This is a genomic window from Pseudoduganella sp. jia 9 (genome assembly GCF_055502615.1).
This window is the reverse complement of the sequence record NZ_JBUPWE010000003.1, coordinates 1-15,901: the sequence shown is the minus strand read 5'-3', so window position 1 is coordinate 15,901 and position 15,901 is coordinate 1. Positions and strand designations below refer to the sequence as shown.

13 protein-coding genes, 1 rRNA gene and 1 pseudogene are annotated in these 15,901 nt (G+C 62.2%); 5 read left to right on the top strand and 10 right to left on the bottom strand.

Translation table 11 applies throughout. The annotated features are described in order from the left end of the window. Positions 1-33: 33 nt before the first annotated feature. The gene (locus ACY34H_RS03435) at positions 34-2,592 is read left to right on the top strand and encodes a beta-glucosidase (protein WP_464976089.1); all 2,559 of its coding nucleotides are present in this window, start codon (positions 34-36) and stop codon (positions 2,590-2,592) included. A 30-nt stretch (positions 2,593-2,622) separates the two neighbouring features. Here the strand turns inward: ACY34H_RS03435 and ACY34H_RS03430 are convergent, their stop codons facing one another. Beyond that, complete coding sequence (locus ACY34H_RS03430) at positions 2,623-2,889, bottom strand: hypothetical protein (protein WP_464976088.1); 267 nt, start codon at positions 2,887-2,889, stop codon at positions 2,623-2,625. A 172-nt stretch (positions 2,890-3,061) separates the two neighbouring features. Here ACY34H_RS03430 and ACY34H_RS03425 point away from each other — a divergent pair. Next, a pseudogene (locus tag ACY34H_RS03425) lies at positions 3,062-3,375 on the top strand (PLP-dependent aminotransferase family protein); the annotation flags it as partial. Here ACY34H_RS03425 and ACY34H_RS03420 read toward each other — a convergent pair. The 3 genes from ACY34H_RS03420 to ACY34H_RS03410 all read right to left on the bottom strand — a co-directional run bounded on the left by ACY34H_RS03420 (position 3,368) and on the right by ACY34H_RS03410 (position 8,103). Then, complete coding sequence (locus ACY34H_RS03420; protein ID WP_464976087.1) at positions 3,368-6,079, bottom strand: TonB-dependent receptor; 2,712 nt, start codon at positions 6,077-6,079, stop codon at positions 3,368-3,370. The pseudogene ACY34H_RS03425 and the gene ACY34H_RS03420 sit on opposite strands and share 8 nt — an antisense overlap. 124 nt (positions 6,080-6,203) lie before the next feature. Then, positions 6,204-7,439: a cyanophycinase gene (locus tag ACY34H_RS03415; protein ID WP_464976086.1), complete on the bottom strand. Its 1,236-nt coding sequence runs from the start codon at positions 7,437-7,439 to the stop codon at positions 6,204-6,206. 82 nt (positions 7,440-7,521) lie between these two features. Further along, on the bottom strand, positions 7,522-8,103 hold the full coding sequence (locus ACY34H_RS03410) for a hypothetical protein (protein ID WP_464976085.1): 582 nt from the start codon (positions 8,101-8,103) through the stop codon (positions 7,522-7,524). Between the two features lie 532 nt (positions 8,104-8,635). Between ACY34H_RS03410 and ACY34H_RS03405 the strand changes: the two genes are divergently transcribed. Then, entirely contained in the window at positions 8,636-9,625 is a 990-nt protein-coding gene (locus tag ACY34H_RS03405) for a zinc-dependent alcohol dehydrogenase family protein (RefSeq protein ID WP_464976084.1), read from the top strand. A gap of 28 nt (positions 9,626-9,653) precedes the next feature. On the opposite strand, the gene ACY34H_RS03400 is transcribed toward ACY34H_RS03405, so the two are convergent. Together ACY34H_RS03400 and ACY34H_RS03395 are read right to left on the bottom strand one after the other, a co-directional pair. Next, positions 9,654-10,565: a LysR family transcriptional regulator gene (locus ACY34H_RS03400; protein WP_464976083.1), complete on the bottom strand. Its 912-nt coding sequence runs from the start codon at positions 10,563-10,565 to the stop codon at positions 9,654-9,656. Between the two features lie 117 nt (positions 10,566-10,682). Further along, on the bottom strand, positions 10,683-11,054 hold the full coding sequence (locus ACY34H_RS03395) for a winged helix-turn-helix transcriptional regulator (protein WP_464976082.1): 372 nt from the start codon (positions 11,052-11,054) through the stop codon (positions 10,683-10,685). A 103-nt stretch (positions 11,055-11,157) separates the two neighbouring features. Between ACY34H_RS03395 and ACY34H_RS03390 the strand changes: the two genes are divergently transcribed. After that, positions 11,158-11,904, top strand: a complete 747-nt coding sequence (locus tag ACY34H_RS03390; RefSeq protein WP_464976081.1) for an NADPH-dependent F420 reductase — start codon at positions 11,158-11,160, stop codon at positions 11,902-11,904. A 227-nt stretch (positions 11,905-12,131) separates the two neighbouring features. Further along, positions 12,132-12,455: a hypothetical protein gene (locus ACY34H_RS03385; protein WP_464976080.1), complete on the top strand. Its 324-nt coding sequence runs from the start codon at positions 12,132-12,134 to the stop codon at positions 12,453-12,455. A 427-nt stretch (positions 12,456-12,882) separates the two neighbouring features. On the opposite strand, the gene tnpC is transcribed toward ACY34H_RS03385, so the two are convergent. The 4 genes from tnpC to rrf form a co-directional block, all read right to left on the bottom strand. Further along, positions 12,883-14,463 (bottom strand): IS66 family transposase, encoded by a 1,581-nt coding sequence (tnpC, locus tag ACY34H_RS03380; protein WP_464976079.1) that lies wholly within the window; start codon positions 14,461-14,463, stop codon positions 12,883-12,885. A gap of 30 nt (positions 14,464-14,493) precedes the next feature. Further along, a complete protein-coding gene (gene tnpB / locus ACY34H_RS03375) occupies positions 14,494-14,841 on the bottom strand; it encodes an IS66 family insertion sequence element accessory protein TnpB (RefSeq protein WP_464976078.1) in 348 nt (115 codons plus the stop codon). Then, the gene (gene tnpA, locus ACY34H_RS03370; RefSeq protein ID WP_464976077.1) at positions 14,838-15,197 is read right to left on the bottom strand and encodes an IS66-like element accessory protein TnpA; all 360 of its coding nucleotides are present in this window, start codon (positions 15,195-15,197) and stop codon (positions 14,838-14,840) included. The genes tnpB and tnpA overlap by 4 nt, the downstream gene beginning before the upstream one ends. Positions 15,198-15,603: 406 nt before the next feature. After that, a 5S ribosomal RNA gene (gene rrf, locus ACY34H_RS03365) occupies positions 15,604-15,716 on the bottom strand. Positions 15,717-15,901 lie beyond the last annotated feature (185 nt).

The window sequence follows — 15,901 nt, the reverse complement described above, 5'->3', positions numbered from 1 at the left end:
GTTTTCAACCACGACAACGACAAGAGAGACGAGATGATGAAGAAGAACCTGCTGCGCCGCGGCGTGGCCGTGCACGTGGGCCTGGCGATCGCGTTCCTGGCGCAGGGAGCCGAACCCGCGGCCGGATCGGGTACGCAAGCCTGGCGCGATGCCACGCAGGCGCCGGAAGTGCGCGCCGCCCAAGTGTTGAAAGCCATGACTTTCGAGCAGAAGGTGGCGCTGGTGAGCGGCGTCGATCCGGCCGAGTACGCGCCGCTGGCCCCGCTGGGCATCCAGCCGCTGACCCGCGTGGATGCCTCGGCGGGCCTGCGCGGCGACAAGGGGGTAACGGCCTTCCCGGTGCCGCTGGCGCTGGGCGCCACGTTCGACGCGGGGCTGGCGCGAGAATATGGCAAGGCGATCGCCGTGGAAGCGCGCGGCAAGGGCTGGAACGTGATCCTCGGTCCCACGGTCGACGTGGCGCGCGACGGCCTGTCGGGTCGGCTCACCGAATCGTTCGGCGAAGACCCACTGGTCAACGCCGTCATGGGTGCGCAGGTGGCATCGGGCATGCAGGGCGAGGGCGTGATCGCGATGGCCAAGCACTACACGGTCTATCACACGGAACGCGAACGGCTGACGATGAACGTGGAAGTAGGGCCGCGCGCGCTGCACGAGGTGTACGACCTGCCGTTCCACTACCTGGTGGAGAAAGCGGCGATCGGTTCGCTGATGGGCTCCTACCCGAAAGTGAACGGCACCTACATGCTGGAGAACGCCGCGCTGCTCGGCGCGATCAAGCGCCATGGCTTCCAGGGCTACATGGCCACCGACTTCATGGGCGGCGCCGACGGCATCGCGCAATTCAATGCCGGCATCGACTCCTGGTCGCTGCAGCCGTTCCTGCGCAAGGCCGAGGGCTTCAGGGATGGGCGCATTCCGGCCAGCCGGCTCGACGACGCGGCGCGCCGCATGCTGTGGGCGCTGTTCTCGACCGGTACTTTCGACCGGCCCGTCACCGATACGCCGGCTGCGGTCGTGACCACGCCGGAACACCAGGCACTGGCCGTCCGGGTGGCGGAAAGCGCTACCGTGCTGCTGAAGAACGAGGGCAATGTGCTGCCGCTGCGCCGAGGCGGCCGGATCGCCGTCATCGGCCCGGCCGGCAAGGACACCGTCACCGGCGTGATGTGGTCGACGTTCGTCGATCCGGGCCAGTTCGCCACGCCGCTCGATGCCATCGCCGCCAAAGCGGGCAGCGGGGCGAAAGTGGCGCACGCGCAAGGGTCGCTCGGCGACTTCGTGCTGCCGTCGATGTCCGCCGATGGCGGCATCTTCGCGCCGCCGGTGGCGCTGGTGGCGCCGGACGGCAAGCCGGGCTGGCAGGTGCGCTACTTCGGCGACGAGGATTTCGGCGGCGCGGCGCTGGGCAGCGATACGGTCAAGGAAATCGACATCAAGGGCAGGCCGTCGATGGCGATGCCGGCGAAATGGTCGGCGAAGTGGGTGGCGGACTTCACGCCGGACAAGGACGGCCCCGTGCGGCTGACCGCTTCCGTCAGCGGAGCGGTCAAGGTGAAGGTCGACGGCAAGGCCGTCATCGATGGCGCCCGCTCGACAGCCGACGGCTTCCCGGGTTCGGGCCCGTACACGTATCCGCTGCATGGCGTGGTGAGCCTGGAAAAGGGCCGCAAGGTGCGCATCGAGGTCGAGTATTCGTCGCGCGGGGCGTTCACCGGACCGCGCATCCAGCTGGGCTGGCAGGGGGCCTCGATGATCCCCGACGCGGTGGCGCTGGCGAAGAAGTCGGATGTCGCCGTAGTATTCGTCAACCAGGTGACCGGCGAGGAAATGGACCGCGACAGCTACGCGCTGCCGGCCGACCAGGATGCGCTCGTCGAAGCGGTCGCCGCCGCCAACCCGAACACGGTGGTGGTGCTGAATACCGGCGGCGCCGTGAAAATGCCATGGCTGGCGCGTGTAAAAGGCGTGGTGCAGATGTGGTATCCGGGCTCCGCTTCCGGTACCGCGATCGCCAACGTGCTGTTCGGCGACGCCGAACCGGGCGGGCGCCTGCCGGTCTCGTTCCCGGCGGACGAAAGCCAGGGCCCGCGGCCATACCAGGGCGGCGGCACGGTGCGCTACGACGAAGGCGTGTTCGTCGGCTATCGCTACCTCCAGAAGCACGGCCAGCAGCCGCTGTTCCCGTTCGGCTACGGCCTGTCGTATTCGACATTCCAGCTCGATCGCCTGCACGTGCGGGCAGGCGAGGGCGGGAAGGATGCGGAAGGGGGGCTGGCCGGCGTGGCGGCCACGGTATCGGTGCGCGTGAAGAATACCGGAACGCGCGCCGGATCGACCGTGGTGCAGGTGTACAGCGGCGCCTTGCCGGCGCCGGTCGACACGCCGGCGGTGAAACTGGTCGGCTACGCGCGGGTTCAGTTGCCGGCGGGCGGCGAGCAGGTGGTGACGATTCCCGTCGAGCGCAGGCTGCTGTCGTACTGGGACGAGAAGGGGAGCAAGTGGGTGGCGCCGCCCGGCAAGGTGTCGCTGGGCGTGGGCTTCAATGCCGCCGAGATCGTGCAGCGGCAGGAGGCCCCCTTGCCGCGATAGGGTTGGCGGGCCGGCCGCGCAGCCGGCCCGTCATGGGAAGGACAAGTCCAGCCCGACCCATCTCATCAGGGCGACGGTGAAGAGTCCCAGGAGCAGCAGCGACACTACGAAGACCACAGCGACCTTGGCGGCCGCGAGCAGTACCGCGCGCTTCTCCTGTTCCCAGTCCATTTTCTTTCCGTGCTCCTTGTCCTGCTTCTTCTTCCCTTGATCGTAATGCCACTTGACGGCGTAGTACATCCCCGTGCCCAGCACGAGAATCTTGAACGTCGCGAAGACTATCGGGGTCCATTCCATGTTTGCGTATTCCCAGGGTATTTCCTGACACTATCGAGGCGCACTGCCTTGTAATGCTGTTTCGGCAGCCTCGCCGTCGTTCAAACCCGTCACCGGGTCTGACCATAAGGCATACTACGCGAAAGCAATATCCATACATTGAGACATAATGTCCCAGGTGAAACCATACAAGATGACGGCGGCGCTGGCCACGCAGTGGATCCTCGACGGTTCGGCTGCCGGATTGATGGAAGGCGTACGCAGGGAGGCCGCCTGCGCCACGGGATGGCGCGGGATATCCTGGCCGGGTGGTACAGGGGCGCCGGGGACGGCGGCGAGGGTATCGCGGTCATGCCGGCGGAGGCATTCGCGACAGGCAGCGGATCCATGAATGCGCTGCGCATGTCGCCGGGTACCATCAAGGACCGTGGACGGTTGCAGGCGGGTCTCCAGCGGCTGTCGGATCTGCTTGCGCGGCGGCCCGCCGGCCTGGCGGAGGCTACCTGAACGCGTAAGCCAGCGCAGTGTAGAACTGGCGTCCGCGCGGATCGGTATAGCTGGGATCGTAGCCGACCGAAAAACTGAACAGCTGGTTCGACCGCGGTGGATTCTTGTCGAGCAAATTCCTGATACCGGCCCGCAGTCTCAGGCCGGTCGAGATCTGATACCCGCCGGTCAGGTCGAGCAGGGAATACGCATCGACACGATGGACCGACCCGTCGGCCAGCAGGTTCTGGTCGCGATAGCCACGCAGGTAGGTTTGCTGCAACGTCAGGTTGAGCGGGCCGCGTTCATAGTCCAGGCTCACCGTATGGCGCCAGCGCTGGACGATCTGGTCGTTGGTATACACGCCCAGCGCGCTGATGTCGGGGCCGTCGCTCGCCTCGCGCGTCTTGTAGTCGAACACATAGGTGCCGTTGAGCGAGACGGCAAACCTGCCCACGGCGGTCGCGGGCAGGCGCCAGTCGACGCCCAGGTCGACGCCCGAGGTCTCCAGTGCGCCGATATTGCGCAGCCGCGAATCGATCGACAGGATGGGTCCCGGGATACCCGGCAGGGCCGGGTCCGGCTCGCCGCGGATGATGAAGGCGGCATTGCGCACCGGGTCGGTGAAGTAGGAGCCTTCCGGCGAAACGATCACGTCGGTTTTCTTGATGCGCCAGTAGTCCAGCGTGGTCGTGAGGTCGCGATACGGTTCGACCACCAGGCCCAGCGAAAGCTGCTTCGATTCCTCCGGGCGCAGCGATGCCGAGCCGCCGCGGAGCTTATCGGGTTGCAGGCCGCAGTAGTCGGGATTGTCGGTATTGTCGATCGCGCCGACCTGGATGCAGCCGAGCGGGTCGTTGTAGATGCCGTTGGCCTGGCCCAGCCGCACAGGGCTGTAAAGGTCGGCAAGGGAGGGCGCACGGAAGCCGGTGCCATACGAACCACGCACCACCACCTGTTTCATCGGATTCCAGCGTATGCCGACCTTGGGGTTGGTCGTCGAGCCCACGTCGTTGTAGCGGTCATGGCGCAGCGCCAGTTGCGCTTCCAGGCTGGCCAGCAAAGGCAGGTTGACTTCGGCGTATGCCGCCTTGACATTGCGCCCGCCCGAAAACGGCGTGGCCTCGCCTTCGCCGCGGATTTCCCCGGCCTGAAGCAACGCCGATGGCCTGAAGCTCATCTTCTCGCGCCGGTATTCGGCGCCGAGCGCGATGGCGGCATTTCCGCCAGCCATCGCGAACAGGTCGCGTGTGGCCTTGATGTCGAATGAGTCGGTGGTGCCGCGCGAATGGCGCGCCAGGTCGTTGATCTTGGCCTCGGCCAGCAAGGCCGCGCCGTCCGCACCGGACGGTCCGAAAGGATTGATGTCACCGCGCGCGAAAGCCGCGTCGAACAGCGAGGTCCTGACATAGCCGTCGATATACTTGTCGTCCACCTCGTTGACGCTGTGATTGAGCGCCATGTCGTAGTCCCATCCCAGCGCGCCGCCCTTCAGGCCGACCACCATGCGCGTCGCCTTGGCATCGATTTCGTTGGTGCGCGGTCCGCCTTCGGTCAGGCGCATGTTGACGACGAGCGGAGTCTTGTTGCTCGTGATGAGCGCATGCGGGTAGTACTGGCCGGCCAGCGGATAGATCTCGCCCGAGATCGTCAGTGCGCTGATGCGGTAGGTGGTCGACGTTTCGTTGACGAGCAGTTCGCCGTACAGGGTGGTGTCCTTGTCGACTGCGAACTGGCCGCGGGTGAGCAGCGAGGCGCGCTTCGATTCCGGGAAGAGTTCGGTGTCCTGCATGTAATCGTACATGCAGGCGGCCGGACCGACGAAGCTTTCCGGCGCATAAACGGTTGCCGGCGGATTGCAGGCCGGTGCACCGGGATTCATCCGCGGGCCGGTGGCGGTGGTGCCATCGGCGCGCGTGCGGCGCACGTTGGCCGGGAAAGTATTCGAACTGCCCGAATCGAGATTGATGTCGGGCTGGTAGGCCGAACCGATCCAGCTGCGCTGCGACGAGCGCAGGCTGCTCGTGTCCTGGTAGTCGAGCACGGCCAGCAGGTTGTAGCGATCGGTTGCGAGATTGCCGATGCCGCCCGACAGGGTCGCCGTGGCCTTGCGCGCGCCGCCGTGCTCGGTGTCGGCATAGTAGGCGCTGGCGTCGGCACCTTCGTAATTGCGCCGCGTGATGAAGTTGATCACGCCGCCGATCGCATCGGTGCCATAAATGGCCGAGGCACCGTCCTTGAGCACTTCGACCCGCTCCAGCGCCGCCGACGGGATCGCGTTCAGGTCGACGCCCGCATTGCCGCCCGGCGAGGCAAAGTTGGCCAGGCGCCGGCCATTGAGCAGCACCAGCGTCGACGACACGCCAATGCCGCGCAGGTTGGCGCCGTTGAAACCGCGCTGTCCGGCAATGTCGCTGAAGCTGGCGCCGTCGGTCAGGGCGGCCGTGTTGGCGGACACTTTCGACAGCAGTTCAGCCACGGTGGTGACGCCGCTTTTCTCGATCTCGGCACGGGTGATCAGTTGCACCGGCAATGCGGTTTCGGCGTTGAGGCGCTTGATCGACGAACCGGTGATTTCGACCTTGGGCATCGCTGGTGTCTCCTGCGCGGCTGCCGGGAAAACCGGCGAAGCCAGCAGGCCGGCGGTGGCCGTGATGCCGAATATCCGCGATACATTGACGGCGATATGTGTTCGAACCGGCAGGTGCCCGTGCTGATATGTCATTCAATCCCTCCATGGTTCCAGCTTTTACACTAGCGCGTGTCGGCCGGCTGATCAATGAAATTGGCGCCAATGGCCGCATCGTCCCAGTAATGTGTAAAAAATAATACATTCCGGCCGGCGGCCCTCAATACCAGTCCGCGGGGAATAACACCCCGGAGTTGACGTCCAGGTGTTTGTACAGCGGCACGCCGGTCCAGTCGGTAAGATTGAAAACGCCATTCGAATCCGCCAGCTTTCTTACCTCGACGGTGGAGACTGTCAGGGGAAACCTGGGCCGGCACACAGAAGGCGGAACAGAGGGGCGAACAAAATAAACCGCGCTTTCCGTGGTTGTCGAAGGGTTGGTGATCCGTTTCGCGGTAACGGCTCTCCCATTGCCATTTCCCTGGACCAGCAATGCGGTCTCGACGCCGATACCGATACCGCGCGCGGTCATATTGCCGCTGGACGATGCGGGCAGTACACCACCCATGCAGCCTACGGTCCCGCTTGATGTCCGGTTCGGCGCCACGATCCTTGAAATGAAGGTGATGAAGCGGCCCATGCGATCGCGGCTGTCGAAATGCGAATCGAAGATCAGGCTTGCCAGCGCCGGTGGTGCGATGAAGCCGCCCTGCAGACTCAAAGGACTGGGGTCGAACGTAATATCCTTGTAGTATGGATTGAGCATCGACAGCTCGGAAGTGGCCGACTGGTAGAGTGCGGAGTAATCAAACTGGCCTAACACTGCCAGACCCGCACTGGTGCCGCCGACAGGGACGTTTTTCGCCATCAGTGTTTTCAGCGTCTGTTCAAGCGCCGTGCCTTTCCAGAAACGGATGTAATGGCTCTGGTCACCACCTGCGATGAAGACGACGTTGGCTTTCGCCACGATCGCATTGACGGCCTGGCTGTTGGCCGCTTTGACACTGGGAATCACCAGCGTTTCCACCGATGTCAGGCCCAGCGCGGCGCCGCCCACCCACATATCGGCGATCGTCGTGGAAGTCGACAACGCCTCGTCGCTGTAATAAATATACGGGTTATACGCCTCGGTCCCGGTGGCCCGAATGACGACGAATCGTCCCCCGGTGCCCGGTTTGATGCCGGCCCGCTGGATCAGCCATCGAAACGCCGGATCCACGTCGGGACCGCCACCCATCAACACGAATGATGGCGTCGGCAGCGACGATGGCGCCGTTACCGCGGCATTGACATCGCCTGTCGCGAAATAGGAATAAAGAGGAATCGGTTGAGCAGGTTCGAACGTGGCCTCCGCGGATGCCGGGGCAGCGGAAATAACACACGTTATCGCGAGCGTCATCGCGCCGCAAGCTGAGAGAATCCGCATCAGCGGCTGGTGGAAAAAGCGTGTCGGCATGGTTCGGGCTCCGGTGATGGCTGTTTTGGGATGAAACATCCGTCGGGGAAAACAGGTCCCGATCAGGGAAAACCGGCTGCTGCTAACGATGTCGCCTGAAAGCGGTCGACAGCAACAGCAGACCGCCCAGCACCATGGCAAAGGCGGGAGGCTCGGGCACTGGAGAAATACCGAAGACCAGCGTGCCCGAGTTCCATACTCCCTCAGGCTCGTCGAATGCGAGATCCTTGAAGCCGTCATGGAATTCCAGACGCAGAATGCCGTCGGCGCCCACTGCAAAAACCTGTCCAAGCTCGCCAAGATCCTGGAATCCGGCGTAGTTCGCTGTCCCGTCAAAATCATCGCCGCTGCCGGGCGTAAAAGTCACGCCGGTGCCCGTTGTATCGCTGAACGTGACCTTCATTTCGGACAGGTAGCTTCCGGCATAACTGGTCACATTGACGTCCCATTCGAGGCTTGTGATGGAGGCTCGTGATCCGACGTAAAAATCCAGGATGATATTACTTGCCGCGCCTCTCTCATCATTATTCAGGATGCCGGTGGTATTCACCTGCAGCTCGTGGATGGCAACGTCGCGTGCGCCGACGGCACTGGCGTGCGCGATGCCCGAACTTAATGCCACAGCCAACATCAAAATGCGCTGTACAGACCTTGTATTTGTCATGATATTTTTCCGAAAATAAATACCACTGCACGCAGGAAAACTATTCGATGGGATTGACAGCATCGAGAGTTTGGGAGGTCAGCCGTGATCGATTGCAGGAAGCAATGCAAGTGTATCGCCAAGTGCGGATGTGAAATCGTTGAATGCAAATAAAATCCGCAGACTACTTACTGATGAGAAATCAGAATTTCCAATGCCGATCGAATTAGCTTCAAGTGGGAAATAAAGCGTCGCGCATTGCACGCTTGTTGATATGTTGATGGGATCATTCGCGCAGGGGGCCGCCGCCCGGGCAGGGGACAGGTCATCGGCTCCTCGACCGCACCGTACGGAATGTCGCATGCTCGTGGCGATAGTTGGCAAAAACCGAAACAGTCAGTTCCCGCCATCCGGTCTTCTCGACGATCGGGCTCCTCCTTATAGTTCGCCTGTGTCCAGCTTGCCTTCGCGTCCTTCGACGCCAGCGTGAGCGGACCGGTCAATTACCCATTCCACGCCCCGTTGGCGGCGTATCAAAAGCAGGAGAAGAGTTATGGCACGTCATGTTCGTTTTCACAAAACCGGTGGTCCTGAAGTTCTGCAGATCGACGAAGTACCCACTCCCGAGCCGAAGGCTGGCGAAGTACGCATCAGCGTCCGCGCGCTGGGTCTGAACCGCGCCGAGAGCATGTACCGCTCCGGTCGCTACGTGATCGAGCCGATCTTCCCGGCCACGATGGGCTATGAGGCATCGGGCGTGATCGACGCCGTCGGACCGGGGGTAAGCGGCCTGGCGGTCGGCGATCAGGTCGCCGTCATCCCGGCCTTCATGTTCGACCAGTATGGCCTGTATGGCGATCTCGTGATCGCCCCGGCCCGCGCCGTGGTCAGGAATCCGGCTGGCGTAAGCTATGAAGCCGCAGCCGCCACCTGGATGCCGTTCACCACTGCCTGGGGCGCACTGATCGACCTGGCCAACCTGGGCAAAGGCGACTTCGTGGTTCTGCCGGCGGCGTCGAGCAGTGTGGGACTGGCCGCGATGCAGATCGCCGCGTCCGTCGGCGCCACCCCGATCGCCATCACCCGCAATGGCGAGAAAACGGATGCACTGCGGCAGGCAGGCTTTACCCACATTCTGCAGACCGGCCTGGACGACATCACTGCGGAGATCATGCGCATCAGCGGCGGCGCCGGTGCACGCGTGGTCTTCGATCCGGTAGGTGGCCCCGACTTCGAAAACATCGTCAAGGCGACGAGCAAGGATGCCATCGTATTCATCTACGGCGCACTGAGCCACGACACCACGCCAGTGCCGGTACTGCACGTGCTGGGCAAGCACACAACGATTCGCGGCTACGAATTTATCGAAGTGACTGCCGATGACGAGAAACTTGCCCGCGCCAAGACCTTCATCACCGAAGGTCTGAGCGCTGGAAAGTTCAGCCCGCAGATTGCCAAGGTATTCCCGTTCGATGAGATCGTCGAAGCAACCCGCTTCCTCGAGTCCAACGCGCAGTTCGGCAAGATCCTGGTGAAGCTGTAATAGTCACGCCGGCGCAGCCGGTGCGCGACTACGCAAGCCAGGTGCGGTCGATGGCGGCGAAGTGCTGCTGGAGCCATTCCGAAAATGCCCGCAGTGCTGGCGGAACATGCGACCGGCTTGGGTAGACCAGCGAGACAGGGCGCGGGGCGGGACGATATTGCGCCAGGACCTCCACCAGCGTCCCGTCGCGAAGATACCGGTCCACGAGGATTCCCGGTACTTGAATCAACCCGAAGCCGGACCGGGCGCACTGGACATAGGCGGATGCATCGTTCACCAGCATCGAGCTGTCAGGCAGCAGCGTCGTGCCCACGCCATGGTCGCGGAAGTGCCATGGCAGCGTGCGTTTGCTGATGCCGGACAGGAAATTGACGCATGTATGCCGGTCGAGACCGGCCGGGTTCTCGAGCGGCGGCGCTTTCTCGAGATAGGCCGGCGCCGCGCAGGTGATCATCACCAGTGCGCCCAGGCGGCAAGCCACCAGGCTGGAACTCGGCAGTTCGCCGATGCGCAGCACGCAATCGACCCCTTCGGCGATGAGGTCGACCGAACGATCGCTCACCCCCAGCGTGATCGATACCCTGGGATACGCTTTGCGGAATTGGCTGAGCGAAGCCATGAAGCCCTCCACGGCAAACGCCGAAGGAATATCGATCCGGAGGCGTCCGCTGACGGCGCCCCCCGGAGGCTGGAACATCGCCACCGCTTCGTCGACGCGGCCGAGAATCTCTTCAACCCTGGCCAGGAAGATCTCGCCCTCGGCAGTCAGGCTGACCTTGCGTGTCGTTCTCTGAAACAGCCGTACACCCAACGACGCTTCAAGCTGGTTGATGGCCAGCGTGACCTGCGGCCGGCCGATATGAAGGGACTCGGCGGCCTTGGTGAAGCTTTGAAGCTGTGCGACTTTGGCGAACAGGCGCATCGATTGAAAGAGCTCCATCGGCACCTCTACCCGAGCGCCTGCGTTGCCGCGATGGTTCGGCCAGCGCCGGCAGGGCGGTGATCAGCCCTTTTCATGGCAGGGTATTGCGTCGCCACGATCGGTCGCCGTCGACAGTCAGGCCGGGGAGGCAGCACGAAGGGCATCCCGGCGCAGCAGTGACCAGTCCACCAGGGACTCGATCGAAGGACCGAGCGCCAGGCCAATGTCGCTGAGTGCATATTCGACCCTGGGAGGTACCTGTGGATACACTTTTCGTGTGACGATCCCGTCCTTCTCCAGCTCCTTGAGTTGCTGGATCAGCATTTTCTGGTTGACGCCTTCGACCCGCCGCTGCAATTCCGAAAATCGCAGCGGCTGCTTGGCCGCGAAGAGCTGGACGATGATGACGATCTTCCACTTTCCTTCCAGTACGCGCAGCGCTTCGCCCGTCGCTGCGGCCCATACGAGCTGCTGCTTGGGATCGTCACATTGCCAGTCGCGGTTCATAGTACTTACCTTTTGGTGCGTTACCCACTTTTCGGTGAGTTCTTGTTGTCAAGGGAGTTTGTTCCTATTATGACAGCACAGAAATCATCAATGAGAGGAATGTATGAAGATCGGTATTTTGGGAACGGGACACATCGGCAAGACGCTGGTCATGCGCTTGAGCCAGGCCGGTCACGAAGTAAAAGTGGCCAATTCGCGTGGGCCCGAGACGATCGATGCGGAACTGCTGTCCGGCGGCGCGCGCGCGGTGACCGCTGAGGACGCGTTCATCGATGTCGATGCCGTCATCCTGTCGATCCCGCTCAACCGCATCCCCGGCATCGCGCCACTGGTCGCCCGCCTCCCGGCGCAGACCGTGGTCATCGACACCTCGAATTACTACCCCTTCCGCGACGAGAAGATCGACGCCATCGAGCAAGGCCAGGTCGAGAGCCTGTGGGTCGCCGGGCAGCTTGGCCGTCCCGTTGCCAAGGCATGGAATGCCATCGGCTCGGCTTCCCTGGCCAGGAAGGCAAGGCCCGCCGGCGCATCCGACCGCATCGCCATCCCGGTGGCCGCGGACCGGGGTCACGATCGCAAGGTCGCCATGTCGCTGGTCAACGATACCGGCCTGGATGCCTTCGACGCCGGCTCGCTCGCGGACTCGTGGCGCCAGCAGCCGGGTGCGCCCGTTTATTGCACGGATCTGACCTATGCCGAGATCGGCGCTGCGCTGAATGCCGCGGAGCGAAGCCGGCTACCGAAGCGGCGGGACCTGGGTGTTGCGGTAATGCAGGAGCGCCTTGGCGACGGCACGACCAATCCCGACGAGGAGTGGGGCGTGCGGCTGGTGCGCGCCATTAATATGTAAGCGCGCCGGAGTGCTGGAATCGATTGTTCCGCTCCAGCGACGACGCGCGGTGCGAACCGTTCCAGCGCCCGCAGCGTGACTTATGGCCGATTCGGCCAGGAGAGGTCGTGCACCTAACGTCAGCTTCGAGGTTTTCCCGGGTATCCGTGAGCCCGCAGGCTCGCGGTGCTAGGCGAGTTGCTATAGTTGGAGCCATACAAATGATATTGCGGAACGATATTGAAATCTTGAGGAAGCTGACTTTGGATCCTGCAGCTCAACCAAACTTCGAGTTGCTCAAATTCTGCTTGATCTGGCCCGATGAAAGACCTCTCGAACCTCTCAGCAATGCCGGACGAGAGTTCCTTTCTGATCTGTGGGTTGTGCGCGGTTTCATACATCGATCGGTGCCGCGAGATGAGTGGGGACTGGATCCGACCTATTTTAGTGAAGCATGGGACTTCGGATTGTCCAATGTCGCCAGTTGGCCCGGTTTTGAAAGGCTGAAAATTTCTGACGTTGACCGCGCCTACCTTATGTCCAGCATGACCCGATCCCTGAAGGATCTTTAGGGAGTGGAACATCTTGCAAAACGATATAGCCTTGAAACCGGTGGCAGCAGATCTTGACTATGTCGGATTGATGACCTTTTTTCGGACGACGGTCCGCTTCAGGGCGGGAGCTGCCTTTCACGAGAGCCTGCGACTTTCCGATTTTGCGGGCTGCTGCGCTCTGGCGAACGGCCGAGTTCAGCCAGAGGCGGACATAGAGTCTGCAAGCTCGCTTGTCCGGGTCCAGTCGAGCTATCTGCTGAACCCGATTAGCGTCAGGCGGATTCAAGCGGACTCAAGCGGATTCGATGGAAAAGACGCATGACGCAGTGCCCCCGTTTTCCCTCGCGATCTAATCCGGTCTAATTTGTAAGCGTCTGTTCAGCACCGTCTTGAGCCGTCAGATGGAAAGCGAGATGATGTTTGCCACACCGCTGGGAAGCGGAGTTCAGCCGGCCAGTTTGGCGGCACAGTTCCAGGGCAGGAAGTCGTCGACGCGGTTCACAGGATGATCGGCGATATGCGTCAGCACGTGGCGCAACCAGGCTTCGGGGTCGATGCCGTTCAGCCTGGCCGTTCCGATCAGCCCATACATGGCAGCGGCGCGTTCGCCACCGCTGTCGGCGCCGGCAAATAGGAAGTTGCGCCGGCCCAGCGCGACGCCGCGCAGCGCGCGTTCGGCGGCCGAGTTGTCGATTTCGATGCGGCCATCGTCGGCATAGCGGATCAGTGCCGGCCACAGCTTGAGGGCATACAGGATCGCTGCCGCCGTATCGGATTTACGCGACAGCGTAGCGAGCGTGGCGTGCAGCCAGCGCTCCAGGTCGTCGAGCAGCGGTTTCGCTTGCTGCTGGCGGGTGACACGACGTTCGTCGGGCGGCTTGCCGCGGATGGATTCTTCGATGGCATACAGCTCGCCGATCCGGCGCAGCGCTTCGGTGGTCAGCGGTGTCGGGCGCGCCGCATGCAGGTCGTAAAACTTACGTCGCGCGTGTGCCCAGCATGCTGCTTCGATCACGCGGCCAGTGTCGTAGACCGCATTGAAGCCGGCGTAAGCGTCGGCCTGCAGCACGCCGTTGAAGTTGGCCAGGTGCGCCTGCGGATGTTCGCCTTTGCGGTCGGGTGAGTATGCAAACCATACTGCCGGTGGCGTGTCGTCACCGCCGGCGCGGTCGTCGCGCACGTAAGTCCACAAGCGTGCCGTGCGCGTTTTGCCGTTGCCTGGCGCCAGTACCGGTAGTGGCGTATCGTCGGCATGCAGTTTAGTGCCGGCAAAAACATAGCGGCGCAGGGCATCGATCAGGGGACGCAGCAGCATGCTGGCGGCACCGATCCAGTTGGCCAGTAGACTGCGCTCAAGCTCCACGCCTTCACGGCCGTAGATCACGCTTTGGCGATACAGCGGCAGGTGGTCGGCATACTTCGCTACCAGCACATGGGCCAGCAGTCCAGGACCGGCGATGCCGCGCTCGATCGGCCGGCTTGCTGCCTGTGCTTGCACGATCGTATCGCAGCAGGCACAGGCCAGCTTGGGACGTACGTGGCGGATCACGCGGAAACTGGCCGGCACGTACTCCAGTTGCTCCGAGACGTCTTCACCCAGATACTTCAGGTGGCCGCCGCAGTCCGGGCAGGCATCATTGCCCGGTGAGTGCACATGCTCTTCGCGTGGCAGATGTGGTGGCAGCGGCTTGCGTTCGGCTTTCTTGCGAGGCGCTACCTCTGCAGGCGCCTGGGCCTCGGCGACCGCTTCTTCCGCTTCCAGGTCTTCCAGCTGCAGTTCCAGTTGCTCTATCTGCTGGTCCAGCTTTTCAGAGCTGCGGCCAAACTGCATGCGCTTGAGCTTGGCCAGGACCAGCTTCAGGTGCTCGATCTCGGCGTCCCGCCTCGACAGTTCAGCGGTCAAATGCGCCAAGCGCGCTTCGCTCTGTTCTGCGTATGTTTCAATCCGTGCAGCACGCGCTTCGCTGGCCAGCAGCATGGCCTTCAAGGCAGCGATATCGTCGGGCAGGTCAGCGGCGTTGAGCATGCGACCAAGTTTACGCTGACGATAGCAAGTTTACAAGGCCGACTCCGGTCGCCAAGTCCGTTCTGGCCGGCGCCAGTCGATCCCTTCAAGCAGCATCGAGAGTTGGGCCTGTGTCAGCGTGACGGTACCGCTCGTGGCCTGTGGCCAGATGAAGCGGCCCTTCTCGAGGCGCTTGCACAGCAGGCACAGGCCATCGCCAGTCCACCACAGCACTTTAATGAGATCGCCGCGCCGGCCGCGGAAAACAAACACATGGCCGCTGTACGGATCTTCCTCCAAGGCAGTCTGCACTTTTGAGGCCAAACCGTTGAAGCCGGAACGCATATCGGTCACGCCGGCCGCGAGCCAGATACGTGTTCCTGCGGGCAGGCCGATCATCGGCGTAGCCCTTCCAGGACCACTGCCAGCGTTGCTGGATCGGGCCGACCTTCGATCCGCATCGTCGCATTGCCCAGCCGGATTTCGATCACGCCTTCGCAGCGCTGATCGCTCACACCAAGCCGTGGCGGTATCACTGGCGCCAATGTCACCGCAACCAGCCCCGGTTGATCGAACAGGCCGGCGCGCAATTGGCGCCGCCATTTGAACACCATATTCGAATTCAACTGATGCTGCAGAGCCAGCTGTGCAACCGACACACCGGGTTCGCACGCCTGTTGCGCCAACTTCCGCTTGAACTCCAGTGGGTAGTTCGTACTGCGTCGGCGCCTGCCGGGTTTGACCTCACTCTCCAAGATAGTCTCCACCAAAATTTAGTGGGGACTATCTTGGCAACTGGTGCTATTCAGTGTCTAGACGGTGCAGGCTGTACGCTTACCATCGCCCTCCATACCCCGCAACATCAGCGCCTTCAGGCGCAGTTCAGTGGCTTGGAGAACTTCTCGAACAGGTGTTTGCCGCACGCTGGGTGTTGGCCACGGAAGGTTGGCCGAAGGGGATGAACTCCACGATCATATAGCAATTCTTGCAACATAAGGGGCAAGCCGTTTCGTGGCGGTCGCGTCAACTGCTCCACGACATTGATCGGTCGACAGCATCTTGCCGGCCGACGGGTCGGAATCAAGTGGGCAGTGCACAAAGCATGCGTTCAAATGCGAAAAACCCCGCCAGCACACGCTAGCGGGGTTTTTCTATGTAACAGCCTGACGATAACCTACTTTCACACTGGTTGCAGCACTATCATCGGCGCAAAGTCGTTTCACGGTCCTGTTCGGGATGGGAAGGGGTGGGACCGACTTGCTATGGTCATCAGGCATGACTTGTACGCAGTGCCGTTCCCTATGGGGCAACGTCACTGCTCAATCTGGAAGAAGTAAGTTGGGTAACTCTCATCAAAGAGTAAATGCACTGTAACCGTCAAGGTTATAGGGACAAGCCGTACGGGCAATTAGTATCAGTTAGCTTAATGCATTACTGCACTTCCACACCTGACCTATCA